The following is a 16,004-nucleotide window of genomic DNA, read 5'->3' on the forward strand; positions in this document are numbered from 1 at the left end:
GCCCCGCCCTCCCCGAGGGCCGCCACCGGACAGGAACAAACCGCCCGCCGTGCGGATTCACACAGGGCCCGCTCTTCAGGCCCCTTCCCATGGGGACATGGCGTAAGAGTGCCCGCCTCGCCGCCCTCCGGAGGGTTCCACCGCCGTGATCGACCTGCATTCGCACACCACCGCCAGTGACGGCCAGTACCCGCCCTCGGAGCTGGTGGCGAGAGCCGCCGCCGCGGGAGTCACCGTCCTGGCCGTGACGGACCACGACACGGTGGCGGGGCTCCACGAAGCCCGGCGGGCCGCCGCGGCGCATGGGGTCGAGCTGGTGCCCGGCATCGAGCTGTCCGCCTTCGTCTACGGCAAGGAGGCCCACATCCTGGGCCACTTCCTGCGCCCGGAGGACCCGGACCTCGCGCGCTTCGCGGACCGGCTGCGGGACGAGCGCACGCACCGCATGGAGGCCATGGTGGCCCGCCTGCGGGAGCTGGGCTTCCCGGTGCGCATGGAGCAGGTGCTCAAGGTGGCCGGGGACGCGCAGCTGGGGCGGCCCCACCTGGCGCGGGTGCTGGTGGATCAGGGCTGGTGCATCGACGTGAAGGCCGCGTTCGACCGCTTCCTGGGCACGAGGCGCGCGGCGTGGGTGGAGCGCTTCAAGCTGGACGGCGCGGAGGCCATCCGGCTCATCCGCAACGCGGGCGGCACCGCGACGCTCGCCCACCCCAGCTCCTCCAAGATGGAGCGCCCGGAGATCCAAGCGCTGGCGAAGGCGGGGCTCTCCGGCCTGGAGATCCTCAGCGTGGACCACAACCCCTCGGTGCGGCAGAAGTACCTGGCGCTCGCGGCGGAGTTCGACCTGGTGCCCACCTTCGGCAGCGACTTCCACGGCGAGGCGGTGGCGCCCGACCACCGCCTGGGCGTCGCGGCCATGTCCCCGGAGCTGTTCCAGAAGCTGCGCGCCCGCGCGCCGTCGTCCCGGCCCGTCTGACTAGGACCGGGGCTGGGCCTTGAAGCGGCTCGTCACCGCGGTGAGGCCTTCCGCCACGGCCTGGAGGTCCTGGGCGATGCGGGTGGTGCGGCCGGTGGCGTCCACGCCCTGCTTCACCAGGTCCGCCACGTTGCGAGCGCCCTGCACCGCCTGCTCGCTGGACTGACGCTGCTGGCGGGTGGCGATGGTGATCTGCCGCGCCGCCTCGCTGGTGCCGCGCGCCAGCTCCACGATGCGCAGGAAGACGGCGGAGGCCTGCTCGGCCACCTCCACGCCCCGGTCGCTCGTCGCCATGCCCACGCGGGCCTTGGACGCGGCCTCCTCGCCGGAGTCCTGCACCTTCTCCACGATGCGGGCGATGTCGCGCGCGGACACGGAGACATTCTCCGCCAGCTTGCGCATCTCCGCGGCCACCAGTGAGAAGCCCCGGCCCACGTCGCCCGCCTTGGTGCCCTCCAGCGCCGCGTTGAGCGCCAGCAGGTCGCTGCGCTCCGCCACCTGGTTGATGACCTGGGCGATCTTGGAGACCTGCTGCAGGTCCTTGTTCAGCCCCACGATGGCGTCCGCCACGCCCTTGGACTCCGTGCGGATGTCGTTGATGCCGCCCACCACCTGGGCCACCACCGCCATGGCCTCCGCCACCGCGTCATGGGTGCGCCGGGCGCTGGACTCCACCACCTCCGTGGACGAGGAGATCTGCTCGGCGGTGCGGGAGAGCTCCTCGAACGTGGCGGCGATCTGCTGCGCGTACGCGGCCTGCTGGCTGATGACGTGCTCCTGATCCGCTGAGGCGCCCATCAACCCGCGCGACGCGCTGGACAGCTGCTCGGTGCGGGTGACGAGCTCCATCACCGTGGAGCGCAGCGTGCTCAGCATCTCGTTGAAGGAGGTGGCCATCTGCCGCACCTCGCCGGCGGCGGACACGTCCAGCTCGCCCCGGAACACGTCGCCCCGGGCCACCTCACGCGCCACCTGCGTGACGCGCGACACGGGGTCCGCGATGGCGCGGCTGATGATGACCGCCAGCCCCAGGCCCAGCACCGCGGCGCCCAGGTAGCCCATGAGCGAATAACCCTCCGTCGCCGCCAGCGCCGCCTTCACCTCATGGGTGCCGAAGCCCGCGCGGTACACGCGGCCATCACTCTCGCAGCGCACCACGACCTGATCCGCATCCGTCAGCCGCGCCACCGTGCACGCCCCCGGCTTGAGCTCCTTCGGCTCGGTGTCCCCCTTCGGCACCTGGCCGCGCACGGCGATCACGGTGCCGTCCGTGCGGGTCAGCTCCTGGAACATCAGCGTGAAGCCGCCGGACGCCACCTGGTTGAAGAGCTCATCGCGCCGCGCGCGGGCGTCCGGCGCGGTCTCCGGCAGCGCGAGCGAGGGGTGTCGCACCACCAGCGTCCCCAGCGTCGCGGCCCTGCCGACGAGCACTTCCAGGCCCGCCGCCTTCTGCCGCGCGGGGAAGTACACGCCGGTGAAGAACACCACCGCGAGGCACGGAAGCAGCACCGCGATCGCCACCTGCATCCGCAAGGTCAGCCGGCCCCACATGTCGACGACTCCCCAGGCGATGAGCGCAAGAACGACAGCCCACTGACGCTAGGCGTGGGCTCCCCACAGCGTCAAACCGGCCCCAGTCCAGGCACGGGAGCCGCGGGGCGGGCATGGGTGCCCGCTGATCCACCGCCCGTCCGGGAGCAGGCGTCCGGGCAGCGCGGTTTCGGCCGTCTTCTCAAGGGGTTGGCGGGCCCGGCGCGGGGGTGTTTCCCTTTGACACGACGCCAGCGGTGTCGTTAGGGTCCGCGCCCGATGACTACACCCCTCGCCCCGTACCTGCCGATGGCGGTGGTGCTCCTGCTGGCCGGTGTCATGGGGATGATCATCCCCCAAATCACCACCCGGCTGGGCCCCAAGCGCCCGAGCAGCACCAAGTCGGCCCCCTTCGAAGCAGGCTCCGAGTCGAGCGGTCCCGCTCGCCAGCGCTTCGCCGTGAAGTTCTACGTCATCGCGCTGCTCTTCATCGTGTTCGACGTGGAAGCGGTGTTCCTGTACCCCTGGGCGGTGAACTTCCAGGCGCTCGGCTGGTTCGGCTACGTGGAGATGCTGGTTTTCGCGGCGACCCTGGTCGTCGGCCTTATCTACGTCTGGAAGAAGGGCGCTCTCGACTGGGAGAGCTGAGACATCACCATGGCTGACACCGACATCGCGCCGATCATGACCACCCGCCGGGACGAAGCCATGGGCTTCTTCCAGAAGCTGGTGTCCAAGGGCCTGGGCTGGGCCCGCAAGTACTCGCTGTTCACCTATCCGTACGCCACCGCGTGCTGCGGCATGGAGTACATGTCCGTGGCCGCCAGCCGCCACGACATCTCGCGCTTCGGCGCGGAGTTCCCGCGCTTCTCGCCGCGCCAGGCGGACCTGCTGATGGTGGTGGGCACCATCAACCTGAAGCAGGCCCCCATCCTCAAGCGCGTCTACGAGCAGATGACCGAGCCCAAGTGGGTCGTGTCCTTCGGCGTGTGCGCGTCCTCGGGCGGCTTCTACGACAACTACGCGGTGCTCCAGGGCATCGACCGCATCATCCCGGTGGACGTCTACATCCCCGGCTGCCCGCCGCGTCCGGAGCAGGTGCTGGACGGCCTGATGCTGCTGCAGGACAAGATCGGCAACCAGGTGCACCGGCTGCGCGACCCCGGCGAGCCCAACGAGACCGCGGCGCACCACGCCCGCATGCTCGCCGCCGGCAAGTAGTCCCCAGCTTCTGTTTCACCCCACGGGCCCCGCGCCGCCTCTTGAAGAAGAGGCCGGTGACGGGGCCCGAGGCGTTTCCGGGGCCTACCAGCGGTGGTACGCGGGGTGGCCTTCCTTCACGGCGACGAAGGTGCCGCGGCAGGTGGCCGTCACCTTGCCGTTCTCGCCGGTGAGGGTGCCCTCCACGACGACGCGGTCGCCCTGGATTTCCACGGGCTTCGCTGACAGGTGCACGGGGCCCATGGGCGTGGGGCGCTTGAGCACGATGGTGTAGTCGGCGGTGACGGTGCACGGCGGGGTGGTCGCGCCCTGCGCCTTCATCAGGTGGTACGCCGCCGTCCAGTTGCAGTGGCAGTCCAGCAGCGCGCCGATGATGCCGCCGTTGAGCACGCCCGGGAACGCCTGGTGGTGCTCCTCCGGCGTCCAGTCCGCGACGACGAGGTCACCCTCCACGCGGCTGCGGATGCGCAGCCCCTTGGGGTTGGCCGGGCCACACCCGAAGCAGGCGTTGTGGGGGGCGTACGTTTCCTGGAGGCCGCGAGTCGTTTCGGTCGTCGACATGGCCGGCGACTCTACGTGAGGCGGACTCCGGTGCGCGCTCCGTCGCGTCGTCCAGCCAGTCCGCCAGCGCTCGCGCGTCCGCCCCTTCACAGTCACCCGTGCAGGTGCGGCGCACGGTGCCGTCCGCCTGCGGCCGGTCCACCACCCAGCGCTGGCCGTCGAAGGCGCCGGTGTCCTTCTCGCGCAGCACCGCCGTGCCCGCGTCGTCACCCATCTCCACCACCCCGTCCGGGCGCAGACGGTACGCATCGAAGGTGCGCGGCGCGCCGGGCCAGTGGCCGGGGTCGAACACCTCCGGGCTCACGTGCGTGTAGCCCGTCTCCGCGTACAGCGGCGTGAGCGGACGCCCCTCGCCGCGCAGCAGCGGCCCGAGCGACGCCCCGTCCGACTCCGGCAGCGCGGACAGGCCGGACAGCTCCAGCAGCGTGGGGCCCACGTCCACCAGCCGCGCCAGCGCGTCCACCTGCGCGGGGCCCGCGCCACGGCCGCCGGGCAGCTTCACCGCGAGCAGGATGCGGTTCTCCTCGTCGCCCAGCCGGGCGCCGTGCACGGACGTCGCGCCCGCCAGGTCCGGCCGGTCCGCGTGGAAGCTCTCGCCGTGGTCGGACATCAGCACGATGAGCGCGTCGTCGTAGCGCCCGGAGGCCCGGAGCGCGTCCAGCAGCGTCCCCACCTGCGCGTCCGCCTGCGCGAGCAGCTCGTCGTAGAGCCCCTCCGCGCCCGCGCGGTTCCACGCCCCCTTCGCCCCCGGCGTCACCGGGGCGAAGTGCATGCGCAGCCGGCGCTCCAGCGGCTCGGAGGAGGACACGTAACGGCGATAGAACGGGTACACCGGGTCGCCCGGGAAGTGCGCCGCCGTGGCATGGAAGGCGAAGAGCAGCGGCCCCTCCCCGGATTCCGCCACGAGCCCATCCGACAGCCGCCGGGCATAGCCCATGGGGTCGTGGATGCCGGCCAGCGCGCGGTTGTCGATGAACTCGGGCACCCACGCGGCGCCGGCCGGGTTGTCCGCGAACAGGCCCAGCGCCCGGTAGCGCAGCTTCTCCAGAGCGAAGTTGATCGCGCCGCGCGGAGGCTGCCAGCGCGTGGCGAAGCCGGAGGCCGGGCCCTCGTAGTGGAAACGAGAGCAGTCCGTGGCGAACACCGTGCGCCACCCGGCCTCCGCGAAGCGCTGCGCGAAGGTGGGCGCCAGCACGAGCCGCGCGTCGGGCGTCAGCGGGTAGCGCACGCCCGTGCGGTACGGCCAGCGCGCGGTGAGCAACGAGCGCCACGCGGGCTCCGTCTGCGCCACCGGCGTGTAGGCCCGGGTGAAGAGCGTGGCGTCCTGGAGGAAGCGCTCGACCTGGGGCGCGACGCCATGCCCCGTCGCGCCCAGCCGGTCCGGCCGGAACGCGTCGATGCCGATGAGCACCACCAGCGGCTGCCGGACGGAAGGCTCCACCCGGCGCACCGTCAGCGCCACCGCCAGCACCACGACGACGCCCGCAACCACCGCCCACGCGGCGCGCTCCGCCCGGAGGGCCACCGGACCGCCAGATGCCACGAACCGCCGCAGCCCCCGTGCGCCGCGCCACGCCAGCACGGCCAGATGGACCGCCACCCATGCCCCGGCCGCCGCGCGCGCCTGCCACGGCTCTCCGTGATCCACCAGCCACGCCAGCACCGGCCGCACCGCCGGCAGATCATCGAAGAGGGCGGGCCGCTCGAGCGCCCGGTCCCAGGCCCAAAACAGCAGCAGTCCCATCCAGTGAGGCACCATCAACACCAGCGACACCCACCCACCCCGCCGCGTCCAGGCGAAGGTCAGCACCGCCGCGGCGAGCCCCAGCAGTCCGCCCGCCACCGCGTACACGGAGGCCACGCGCAGGATGACGCCGGGCAAGAGGGGCCGGACCGCCGCCGCCAGCGCCGCGTAGGGGCCGTCCAACGGGATGTCCACGCCCACCACGCCCGCCTTGAGCAGCCAGACCGTCTCGGCGGCGAAGAGCAGCAGCCCCAGCAGGGCGCCCAGGGCCAGGCGCCCCGAAGCGGCACGGAGGAAGGAGGCGACGGACCGCACGGACATGCCTCCAGCCTCTACTCCGACCCAGCGTGCTTGCGCCAACTCTGTGTTCTACCGGGCTTCCGGGGAGCTCCTGACGTGCATGGGACGCACTGCCGGTGCAAGATGGCGCCTTCACTGTACCTGACCGCCGCTTCCCTCGGCCCGGGGGGCCACTCCCATGTCATCCAGCGCCACGCCCAGCGACAGCCTGCAGGAGTCCGTCCGGCGCGCGCTCGACGTGGAACGGCAGTCCAATGGACGGCACCTGGCGTGGGTCCGGCTGGGTGCGGTGGGTGTGCTGTTCTCCATGGCCGTGTACCTGGGCCGAGTGCGCGACCTGCACGACTGGGACATCTACCTGGCGCCCTTCGCGCTGTACCTCGTGTGCACCACCATCGTGGCCGTGGCGGTGACGGCCTCCGCGCGCATCGCCCGCTGGGCGTCGCTGTCCGTCGCGTTCGTGGACGTGCCCGCCGTGTACTGGCTCCAGCACCTGGCGCTGCCGGTGTCGCCGTCACCGGGCGGCGTGGCGGGCTTCACGCTGGGCATCTTCGCGGCGCTGGTGCTGCTGTCCGCGCTGAGCCTCCGGCGACCCGTCACCCAGCTCGTCACGGTCTTCGCCATCCTCGCGGAGGTGGAGCTCCAGCGGCAGGCCTCCATCGGCGGAGGCGCGCAGGTGGCCGGCGCGGTGATGCTGGCCATGACGGCCGCGGGCGCCTCCCGGCTCCTCCAGCGCATCCGCTTCCTGTCCGCCGCGGTCACCCAGGAGGAGCTCCAGCGCGCCCGGCTGGGCCGCTACTTCTCCCCCGCCGTCGCCGAGCGCCTCCAGGACCGCGACTCCCCCGCCCCGGAGCTGCGCGAGGTGTCCGTCCTCTTCGCGGACGTGCGCGACTTCACCGCCCTGAGCGAACGGCTGCCACCCGAGCAGGTGGTCACCATCCTCAACGAGTACTACGGCCGCATGGTGGAGGTGGTGTTCCGCCACGGCGGGACGCTCGACAAGTTCATCGGGGACGCACTCATGGTGTACTTCGGCGCCCCGCTGCCAGACGCCCACCACGCCCGAAGCGCCACCCGGTGCGCGCTGGAGATGGTGCGTGAGCTGGAGGCCGTCAACGCCGAGCGCGCCGCCCGGGGAGAGCCCGGCCTGCGCATGGGGGTGGGCGTGCACTCCGGGCCGGTGGTGCTGGGCAACATCGGCTCGCCGTTCCGGCGCCTGGAGTACACGGCCATTGGCGACACGGTGAACCTGGCCAACCGCATCGAGCGGCTGACCAAGGGCTTCGGGGTGCCGGTGCTCGTCTCCCAGGCGACCCGCGAGCAGGCGGGTGACGCCTTCCGCTGGGCCCCCGCCCCCACCACGCTCGTCCCAGGCAAGAGCCAGCCCGTGGTGACCTTCATCCCCGAGCCCGCCGAGGGTGCTCCGGTGCTGGGTCCGGACGTGGCGGCCTGAGCCCTTCCGTCCGCCGTACCCAGGCAGGCAGGGGGTGGATCGCGACGCGGGCTGCTGGACCACCTAAGTGGCCTACACGGTTGAGGGTTTACGTTGACGCCTCACGCGAACGGTCCTTATAAAGCCGCGGTTTCCTCTGTCGTAGATCGAGGCCCCCCTTGAGCATTTTCGCGTTGGACCGGGTCGCCGCCCAGTTCCCCGAAGCGGTCGCGGAGCGCTATGTCGACCGCGCCGGCGGAGCCTGGGCCGTCATTCATGCCGAGTGGCTGCCGAAGGTCGCCACCTTCCTGAAGATGGACCCCGAGCTGGACTTCAAGCTGTTCGGCTCCGCGGACGCCGTGGATCGCCTGCACCTGGCGGAGAGTGATCCGCGCTTCGAGGTCGTCTACTTCCTCTATTCGCTCAAGCGGAAGGAGCACGTGCGCCTGAAGGTGCGCGTGACCGAGACCCGCCCGGAGCTGCCCTCCCTCACGCCGCTGTACCGCGGCGCCAACTGGTGGGAGCGGCTGGTGTTCGACTTCTACGGCATCCGCTTCACGGACCACCCGGACCTGCGCCGCATCCTCCTGTACGACGAGTTCCAGGGCCACCCCCTGCGCAAGGACTACGCGCTGCGCGACCGCCAGCCGCTGATCCCCGAGCGCCCCATCAAGGACATCTTCCGCGGCCCCGGCACCAGCGGCATCGCCTGATCGAGACCTCACCATGGCCGACAGCCACAACACCGACGCGCAGAAGCCGCACAACCCCGACACCGATGGGTTCGCCCACGAGGAGTCGGATCTGGAGTCGCATTTCCAGACGAAGAACATGGTCATCAACATGGGCCCCTCCCACCCGGCCACGCACGGCACCGTGCGGCTGAAGGTGGAGCTCGAGGGTGAGACCATCGTCAAGATCGACCCGGAGATCGGCTTCCTCCACCGCGGCTTCCAGAAGAGCTGCGAGAACGTCACCTGGACGCAGTGCCTGCCGTACACGGACCGGCTCAACTACCTGTCCGCGATGATGAACAACTTCGGGTTCCTCAACGCCGTGGAGAAGCTCATCGGCCTGGAGATCCCGGAGCGCGCCCAGTACATCCGCGTCATCGGCAGCGAACTGCACCGGCTCACGGACCACCTGACGTGCGTGGGCGCCACCGGCCTGGAGATGGGCGGCTTCGCGCCGTTCCTCTACGGCATGGAGGCCCGCGAGCTCATCCAGGACCGCGTCACGGAGCTCACCGGCGCGCGCCTCACCACCAGCTTCGGCCGCGTGGGCGGCATGAACCGCGACCTGCCGGAAGGCTGGTCGGAGAAGGTCAAGAAGACGCTGGACCGCACCGAAGAGCTGCTCGTGGAGATGGACGGGCTGCTCACGCGCAACCGCATCTTCGTGGACCGCACCAAGGGCACCGGCGTCATCTCCGCCGAGGACGCCATCGACTACGGGTGGACGGGCCCCGCGCTGCGCGCGTGCGGCGTGGACCACGACCTGCGCAAGGTGCAGCCGTACTGGGTCTACGACCGCTTCGACTTCGAGGTGGTGGTGGGCGAGCACGGCGACAACTACGACCGCTACCTCGTGCGCCTGGAGGAGATGCGGCAGTCCATCAAGATCATCCGCCAGGCCCTCGACACCATCCCCGCGGGTCCCATCATCGTGGACGACTGGCGCATCGCGCTGCCGCCCAAGCCTGAGGTGTACGGCACCATCGAAGGCGTGATGGCGCACTTCAAGCTGGTGATGGAGGGCATCCAGGTCCCCCCCGGTGAGGTCTACGACGCGACGGAAGCGTCCAACGGCGAGCTGGGCTGGTACCTGGTGAGCGACGGCCGCGGCCGTCCGTACAAGGTCCACGTGCGCGCCCCGGGCTTCCCGGTGCTGTCGGCGCTGCCGCACATCATCCAGGGCAAGATGCTCGCGGACCTCGTTCCCACCTTTGACACCATCAACATGATCGGCGGCGAGGTCGAGCAGTGAGCGACAACGACACGAAGAAGCCCACCGGTGACGCGCAGACGCCCCCCAAGGGCGCGCCCACCGACACGCCCGCGGCCAAGATTGGCTCGGAGCCGTCCAACCCGCCCGCCGGCGCGAAGCTGGATAATCCGCCCGCGGCCGCCAGCGGCCCCACCGGCACGCCTCCGCCCAAGCCGGCGGCGCCTCCGGCCGGCGGCCCCCCGCCCAAGCCGCAGCCCAAGAACCCGGGCTTCGTGACGGCGGTCATCGACGGGCGCGAAGTGGTGGTGAAGCCGGGGACCAACATGATCGAGGCGGCCAAGTCGGTCGGCTCGGAGATCCCCTACTACTGCTACCACCCGCGCCTCTCCATCGCGGCCAACTGCCGCATCTGCCTCATCGAGGCGTCCAACGCGCCCAAGCTCGTCCCCGCCTGCCAGACGCCCATGGCCGAGGGTCAGGTCATCAAGACCACGACCCCCAAGGTCAAGGAGCAGCAGCGCGCGGTGATGGAGTTCCTGCTGCTGAACCACCCGGTCGACTGCTCCATCTGCGACCAGGCCGGTGAGTGCAAGCTGCAGGACTACTACATGAAGTACAACTACAAGCCCTCGCGCCTGGAGGGCACCAAGGCCCTCAAGCACAAGCGCAAGGTGCTGGGGCCTCACGTGGTGCTGGATCAGGAGCGCTGCATCATCTGCACGCGCTGCGTCCGCTTCATGAACGAGATCCCGAAGGAGCCCCAGCTGGGCGTCTTCGGCCGTGGCAGCCACGAGCGCATCGACGTCTTCCCGGGCAACGAGCTGAACAGCAACTACTCACTGAACACCGTGGACGTGTGCCCGGTGGGCGCGCTGCTCTCCCGCGACTTCCGCTTCAAGGCGCGCTCCTGGTTCCTGTCCGCCACGCCGTCCGTCTGCACGGGCTGCTCGCGCGGCTGCAGCATCTCCGCGGACTGGATGTCCCAGGACACCTACCGCTACCGCCCGCGTGAGAACGAGGCCATCAACAAGAGCTGGATGTGCGACCAGGGCCGCCTGTCGTACAAGGACCTGAACGTGGGCCGAGTGCTGTCCGCCCGCGTGGGCCGCGGCCTCCAGGCCCCCGGCACGGTGCAGCCGGTGCTCACGCGCAAGGACGCCGCCCTCGGCGCGGCCAAGGCGCTCAAGCCGCTCGCGGGCACCAAGCAGCTCGCGGTGCTGGCCTCGCCGCTCGCGTCCAACGAGGACCTGCTCGCGGGCCTGACGTTCGCCAAGACGGTGCTGGGCGTCACCAGCGTGTTCGTGGGCGGCCGGCCGCAGGGCAAGGCGGACCACTACCTGATGACGGCGGACAAGAACCCCAACCGCCAGGGCCTGGCGCTCATCGCCAAGGGCCTGGGGCTGTCGCTCAAGGGCTTCGAGGAGCTCACCCCCGCCATCAAGGCCGGCCAGGTGAAGGCGCTCTACGCGGTGGGCACGGAGGTCCCCACGGACGCGGCCGCGTTCGCTGAAGTGGTCGCGTCGCTGGAGGTGTTCGTCGCCCAGGCGCAGAACGAGTCCCCGGTGACGGCGCAGGCCACGGTGCTGCTGCCCGCCTCCGCGCACATCGAGGACGAGGGCACGTTCACGCAAGCGGACGGCATCACCCAGCGCTTCCGCAAGGCGTACCCCTCCAAGGGGGACGCGGTGCCGCACTGGAAGTGGGCCACGGAACTGACGCGCGAGCTGGGCGGCGAGGCTGCCGCGGCTTCCGCGCGCGACGTGTGGCGGGCGCTCTCGGGGCAGGTGTCCGAGTTCGCCGAGTTCAACTGGGACAAGGCCTCTCCGCCGGACCGGGAGAAGCCGGGCATCAATCCGCTGCCGTCGGGAGCCGACGGCCGTCCGCCGGGCTACCGTGAGTTCGGCGCGCCGCGCGTGAGGGGCATCTGACCATGAGCCGTATCCTGACCATGCTGTTCGCCATGGCCTTCATCGTCTTCGCCGTCGCTGGCGGAGTGGCCTCGGCGTATCTGGTGGGCTACCTGGCGGAGGAGTACCTCTTCGAGGGTGCCAGCCGCCTGACGAACATCATCTTCCTGATGCTCGTCTTCGTGATGATCACCGCGACGCTGCTCACGATCGCGGAGCGCAAGTGGTCCGCGTTCATGCAGGACCGAGTGGGTCCCAACCGCGCGCGCATCGCCCTCCCGGGCCTGTCCAACCGCTCCCTGGGCGGCCTCCCGCACATCCTCACGGACGTGCTGAAGATGCTGACCAAGGAGGACTTCGTCCCCGGCACCGCCAACCGCTTCCTGTTCAACCTGGGCCCCATCCTCGCCTTCGCGCCGGTGTTCGCGCTGTTCGCGGTGGTGCCGGCCGGCCCCACGGTGAACGTGTTCGGCAAGACGGTGGACATGGTCGTCGCCACGCCGGACTTCGGCATGCTGTACCTGCTCGCCATTGCGTCGCTCGCCGTCTACGGCACGTCGCTGGCCGGCTGGGCCTCCAACAACAAGTTCGCACTGTTGGGCGGCGTGCGCGCCTCCGCGCAGATGATCAGCTACGAGGTGGCGCTGGGCCTGTCGCTGGTGGGCCTGTTCCTGGCCTTCTCCTCCGTGCAACTGCCCACGCTGGTGGGTGACGTGGGCAACGCGCTCGTGTCCGGCACCGGTCAGGCGAAGTACCTGTGGCGCACCGACGGTGGCTTCGACCTGGGCCTGCCGGCGTGGGGCATCTTCATCCAGCCCCTGGGCTTCATCGCCTTCTTCGTGGCGTCCTTCGCGGAGACCAAGCGCGCCCCGTTCGACGCTCCGGAAGGCGAGTCCGAGATCATCGGCTACTTCGTGGAGTACTCCGGCATGAAGTTCGGCATGTTCATGATCTCCGAGTTCGTGGAGGTCGTGGTGCTGGCCGGCGTGACGGCGTCGCTCTTCTTCGGCGGGCACCACCTGCCCTTCGGCGGCGAGTGGCTGGCGGCGCAGCCCTTCTTCCAGGAGCACGGCTGGGTGTACGGCACGCTCTTGGGCACGGTGTTCTGGATCAAGGTCATCCTGCTCATCTGGGTGCAGCTGGTGATCCGCTGGACCTTCCCGCGCTTCCGGTACGATCAGATCCAGAACCTGGGATGGAAGATCCTCCTGCCCGTGGGCCTGGCCAACGTGTTCATCAGCGGCGCGCTGGTGCTGTGGGATCCGTCCCTCCGCGCGCTGGGCGTGGTGGGCCTGCTGGAGATCGGCTTCGTGCTGGCGCTGACGCTGACGCCGGGCGCCAAGGCGGCCGGGGCACATGACACGGCGCACGGACATGGCCACGACGCGCACGGCCATGGAAGCGATGCGCACGGCCTGCCGGCGCACGCGGACCCCCACTCCCATTCCCCGGCGGGCGCGCACTAGCGCGGTCCGGAAGCGAGACAAGACACCATGGCGTTCAATGCTTCCCAGGATCCGCGCACGGACATCCGCGAGCGGATGTACATCCCGGAGCTGCTGCGCGGTCTGGCCATCACGACCAAGCACTTCTTCCGCAACATGTTCGGCACGCGCGACCCCAACCCCCAGGTGGTGGACCGCACGGGCATGAACCTGATGACCACGGTGGAGTACCCGGAAGAGAAGCCCATCTATCCGGAGGGCTACCGCGGTCTGCACCGGCTGGTCCCGCGCGACGACGGCAAGCCGCGCTGCGTGGCCTGCTACATGTGCGCGACCATCTGCCCCGCGCAGTGCATCTACATCGAGGCGGGTGAGTACGAGCACGCGGCCACCGACTCCGAGTCGGCGGTCATCGAGAAGTACCCCACTCAGTTCGTCATCGACGAGCTGCGCTGCATCGTGTGCGGCCTGTGCGTGGAGGCGTGCCCCAAGGACGCCATCCGCATGGACACGTACATGCACACGCCGTCCGAGTACAACCGGCAGAACTTCGTCTACGACATCCCGAAGCTGCTCAAGGGCCCGCCGGTGTCGCACCCGTCCGACCCGTGGAACAAGCGCGACAGCTCCACGGAGCCGCACCACGTCCACAAGGAGGCGCACACGCGCATCGGCGAGGGACACGCGGACCACGGCCACGCCAAGCAGCTGGGCGCGGGCCACGGCCACGCCAAGGCGGGCGCCGCGCACGCGGTGGTGACGCAGCAGGGTCCCATCCAGGTGACGAAGTTCATCAAGTAGTCCGTGTTTCGCACCGCGGGGGGCGGGCCGTGCGCCGCCCCTTCACACGCATCCCGGCCCGCCTCCTTCCCGCCGTATTGGGAAGGGCGGGCCGAAGCCTTTTCTGGGGGCATGTGGTGATGCTGCACCTCTTCAATGCGCATGGTGCCGGCCTGGCACGGGGAGCCCCGCCGTGAAGCGCTACCGGATGTCGGTGTGCAAGGGCTCCAGCTGCCGCGCGGGCGGCTCGGACGCGGTGCACGTGGCGGCGCGCGAGGCGCTGGTGGAGAAGGGCCTGCAGGCCCGCTGCGAGCTGTACCGGGGCGGCTGCTACGGCTTCTGCCACATGGGGCCCAACGTGGTGGTGCGCGAGGACACGGGCCGCAAGCGCGACCCGCTCTCCCCGGAGGACTACCAGCTCATGGGGTGGCCTGGAGAGGTGTACTACTCCGGGATGACGGCGGAGAAGATGCGCCGCGTGGTGGCCGAGCACATCCAGGACGACGCGCCGGTGCGCGAGCTGTTCGGCCAGCCGGACTCCGGCGACGACGACTGATGTCCAGGAGGTGGACCGTGCTTCGCGCAGCCCTTTCTCCCCTCCTCCTGCCGGGTCTCGTCGGCGTGCTGGTGCTCGGCGCGTGTTCGAGGCCCATGGCCCCGGCGTCCCCGAAGGTGCTCGGCGCGCACGCGGACGCGGACAGCCCCCGCGTCGTGGGCACTGCGCTCGTCCGGGATGGGGATTCGCGCGAGGACCTGCTGCGGCGCCATCCCCGCGTCGAACCCGACGCGGCGCTGACGTCCACCCTGGCGGCCATCCTCGCGGACTCCGGGCAGCGCCTGCGCTGGAGCGAGGCCCCAGCGGAGGACCTGGCGTGTGACAACGGTAACGTCCGCTTCCGGATCCAGGTGCGGGTGCCGCCCGCGTGCCGGGAGCGCGTGTGTCCCGTGCTCGCCTTCTACACAACGGGCTGTCCCCAGCCGGACTACCACTGGCGCCCGGAGTTCTTCCTCCGTGCGGGCTTCATCTACGCGGAGCCCGCGGTGCGTGGCACCAAATGCTCCGAGGACTGGGCCCGCGCGGACAACGGGCCGCTGCGCGTGGCGGCCGCCACGGACCTGGAGGCCGCCAGCCGCTGCCTGCGCCAGCGCTTCACCCGTGATGGCGTGGCCCCCAGGCTGGGCATCCTCGGGTGGAGCTACGGAGGCAACCAGACGCTGGTGGGCATGACGCGCTTCGCGGGCAGCTACGACGCGGGCTTTGCCCTCGCGGCCAAGACGGACCTGGGCTCCTTCCTCTCGCAGCTGGCGCCGGAGCTGCGCCGCACCCGAGCCGAGGAGTACGGCGACCCGGAGCGGGACGCGGAGCTGCTTCGCACCATCTCCCCCGCGACCTGGGTGGACCGGGTGGAGGCGCCCATCGCCCTGATGCTGGGCGCGAGGGACCCCAAGGTGTCGCTGTCGGACGCGGACGTCTTCGTGCGCAAGCTCCGGGCGAGGGGCCAGGACGCGACCCTGATGATCATCCCCGAGCACGCGCACCTCACGGAGCGCCCGGAGGAGATCGCCTTCGAGCACGCCCACCTCCTCCAGTTCTTCACCTCGAGGTTCGGTGTGCCCCTGAGGGTCGACACGCAGCCCTGACTGCTGTCCGGAGGCAACGCACGCCACCAGGGGTTCGTTGACCCATCCGCGGCCCGAAGCTCTGCGCGAGGACGCACCTCGCGGAGCGCAGCGATGGGCCGCGACGGCGTGCTTGGACGGACGCCAGGAGAGGCCCACGAGCAGGGGTGCCCGCCGGGTGCGCCCGAGCCAAACCTGTCCGACTGTAGGACAGGTTCAGGCCGCATGAGGCCTGGGTCCGCGCTGTTCCGGCAGACGACGCGGGCGGTTGGCCTTGCATCCATGAAGCCCGGGGACGTGCGCAGGGGTGCGTGCCGGACGAGGCCGTGGGAAACCTGTCCGACTGTCGGACAGGTTCAAGCCGCATGAAGCCTGAAACCGCGCTGTCCTGGCAGGCGACGAGGACGGTTGGCCTTGCATCCATGAAGCCCGGGGAATTGCGCAGGGGGCGTGCCTGACGAGGCCGTGGGAAACCTGTCCGACTGTCGGACAGGTTCAGGCCGCATGAAGCCTGAGGTCGCGCTGTCCCGGCAGGCGACGC

At 70.5% G+C, this 16,004-nt stretch carries 14 protein-coding genes; 11 read left to right on the forward strand and 3 right to left on the reverse strand.

What is annotated here, in order from left to right:
* Positions 1 to 145 precede the first annotated feature (145 nt).
* Positions 146 to 976: a PHP domain-containing protein gene (locus tag D7Y21_RS21060; protein WP_120566538.1), complete on the forward strand. Its 831-nt coding sequence runs from the start codon at positions 146 to 148 to the stop codon at positions 974 to 976.
* On the opposite strand, the gene D7Y21_RS21065 is transcribed toward D7Y21_RS21060, so the two are convergent.
* A complete protein-coding gene (locus D7Y21_RS21065) occupies positions 977 to 2,527 on the reverse strand; it encodes a methyl-accepting chemotaxis protein (protein ID WP_120566537.1) in 1,551 nt (516 codons plus the stop codon).
* Positions 2,528 to 2,785: 258 nt separating this feature from the next.
* On the opposite strand from D7Y21_RS21065, the gene D7Y21_RS21070 reads away from it, so the two are divergent.
* Both D7Y21_RS21070 and D7Y21_RS21075 read left to right on the forward strand, forming a co-directional pair.
* Entirely contained in the window at positions 2,786 to 3,154 is a 369-nt protein-coding gene (locus D7Y21_RS21070) for an NADH-quinone oxidoreductase subunit A (RefSeq protein ID WP_120566536.1), read from the forward strand.
* 9 nt (positions 3,155 to 3,163) lie between these two features.
* Positions 3,164 to 3,727, forward strand: coding sequence for an NADH-quinone oxidoreductase subunit B (locus D7Y21_RS21075; RefSeq protein ID WP_120566535.1), 564 nt, complete (start codon positions 3,164 to 3,166; stop codon positions 3,725 to 3,727).
* A gap of 84 nt (positions 3,728 to 3,811) precedes the next feature.
* Here D7Y21_RS21075 and D7Y21_RS21080 read toward each other — a convergent pair whose 3' ends face one another.
* Both D7Y21_RS21080 and D7Y21_RS21085 read right to left on the reverse strand, forming a co-directional pair.
* Positions 3,812 to 4,180 (reverse strand): PaaI family thioesterase, encoded by a 369-nt coding sequence (locus D7Y21_RS21080; RefSeq protein ID WP_199724593.1) that lies wholly within the window; start codon positions 4,178 to 4,180, stop codon positions 3,812 to 3,814.
* Positions 4,170 to 6,353 carry a sulfatase-like hydrolase/transferase gene (locus D7Y21_RS21085; RefSeq protein ID WP_121715318.1) on the reverse strand — a complete coding sequence of 728 codons (2,184 nt, stop codon included), beginning with the start codon at positions 6,351 to 6,353 and terminating at the stop codon, positions 4,170 to 4,172. Before D7Y21_RS21085 ends, D7Y21_RS21080 begins: the two co-directional genes overlap by 11 nt.
* Before the next feature lie 157 nt (positions 6,354 to 6,510).
* Between D7Y21_RS21085 and D7Y21_RS21090 the strand changes: the two genes are divergently transcribed.
* The 8 genes from D7Y21_RS21090 to D7Y21_RS21125 all read left to right on the forward strand — a co-directional run bounded on the left by D7Y21_RS21090 (position 6,511) and on the right by D7Y21_RS21125 (position 15,484).
* Entirely contained in the window at positions 6,511 to 7,785 is a 1,275-nt protein-coding gene (locus tag D7Y21_RS21090) for an adenylate/guanylate cyclase domain-containing protein (protein WP_121715320.1), read from the forward strand.
* Positions 7,786 to 7,958: 173 nt separating this feature from the next.
* A complete protein-coding gene (locus tag D7Y21_RS21095; protein WP_120566563.1) occupies positions 7,959 to 8,477 on the forward strand; it encodes an NADH-quinone oxidoreductase subunit C in 519 nt (172 codons plus the stop codon).
* Positions 8,478 to 8,490: 13 nt separating this feature from the next.
* Positions 8,491 to 9,750, forward strand: coding sequence for an NADH dehydrogenase (quinone) subunit D (gene nuoD / locus D7Y21_RS21100; protein WP_120566531.1), 1,260 nt, complete (start codon positions 8,491 to 8,493; stop codon positions 9,748 to 9,750).
* Positions 9,747 to 11,639 (forward strand): 2Fe-2S iron-sulfur cluster-binding protein, encoded by a 1,893-nt coding sequence (locus D7Y21_RS21105; protein ID WP_120566530.1) that lies wholly within the window; start codon positions 9,747 to 9,749, stop codon positions 11,637 to 11,639. Before nuoD ends, D7Y21_RS21105 begins: the two co-directional genes overlap by 4 nt.
* A 2-nt stretch (positions 11,640 to 11,641) precedes the next feature.
* Positions 11,642 to 13,084, forward strand: a complete 1,443-nt coding sequence (locus tag D7Y21_RS21110; RefSeq protein ID WP_120566529.1) for a complex I subunit 1 family protein — start codon at positions 11,642 to 11,644, stop codon at positions 13,082 to 13,084.
* A 27-nt stretch (positions 13,085 to 13,111) separates the two neighbouring features.
* Positions 13,112 to 13,864, forward strand: a complete 753-nt coding sequence (locus D7Y21_RS21115) for an NADH-quinone oxidoreductase subunit I (protein WP_120566528.1) — start codon at positions 13,112 to 13,114, stop codon at positions 13,862 to 13,864.
* A 172-nt stretch (positions 13,865 to 14,036) separates the two neighbouring features.
* Positions 14,037 to 14,399, forward strand: coding sequence for a ferredoxin (locus tag D7Y21_RS21120; protein ID WP_120566527.1), 363 nt, complete (start codon positions 14,037 to 14,039; stop codon positions 14,397 to 14,399).
* Positions 14,400 to 14,416: 17 nt separating this feature from the next.
* Positions 14,417 to 15,484 (forward strand): S9 family peptidase, encoded by a 1,068-nt coding sequence (locus D7Y21_RS21125; RefSeq protein ID WP_158627326.1) that lies wholly within the window; start codon positions 14,417 to 14,419, stop codon positions 15,482 to 15,484.
* Positions 15,485 to 16,004 lie beyond the last annotated feature (520 nt).

The sequence above is a fragment of the Corallococcus sp. AB045 genome (genome assembly GCF_003668895.1).
Taxonomy (GTDB): Bacteria; Myxococcota; Myxococcia; order Myxococcales; family Myxococcaceae; genus Corallococcus; species Corallococcus coralloides.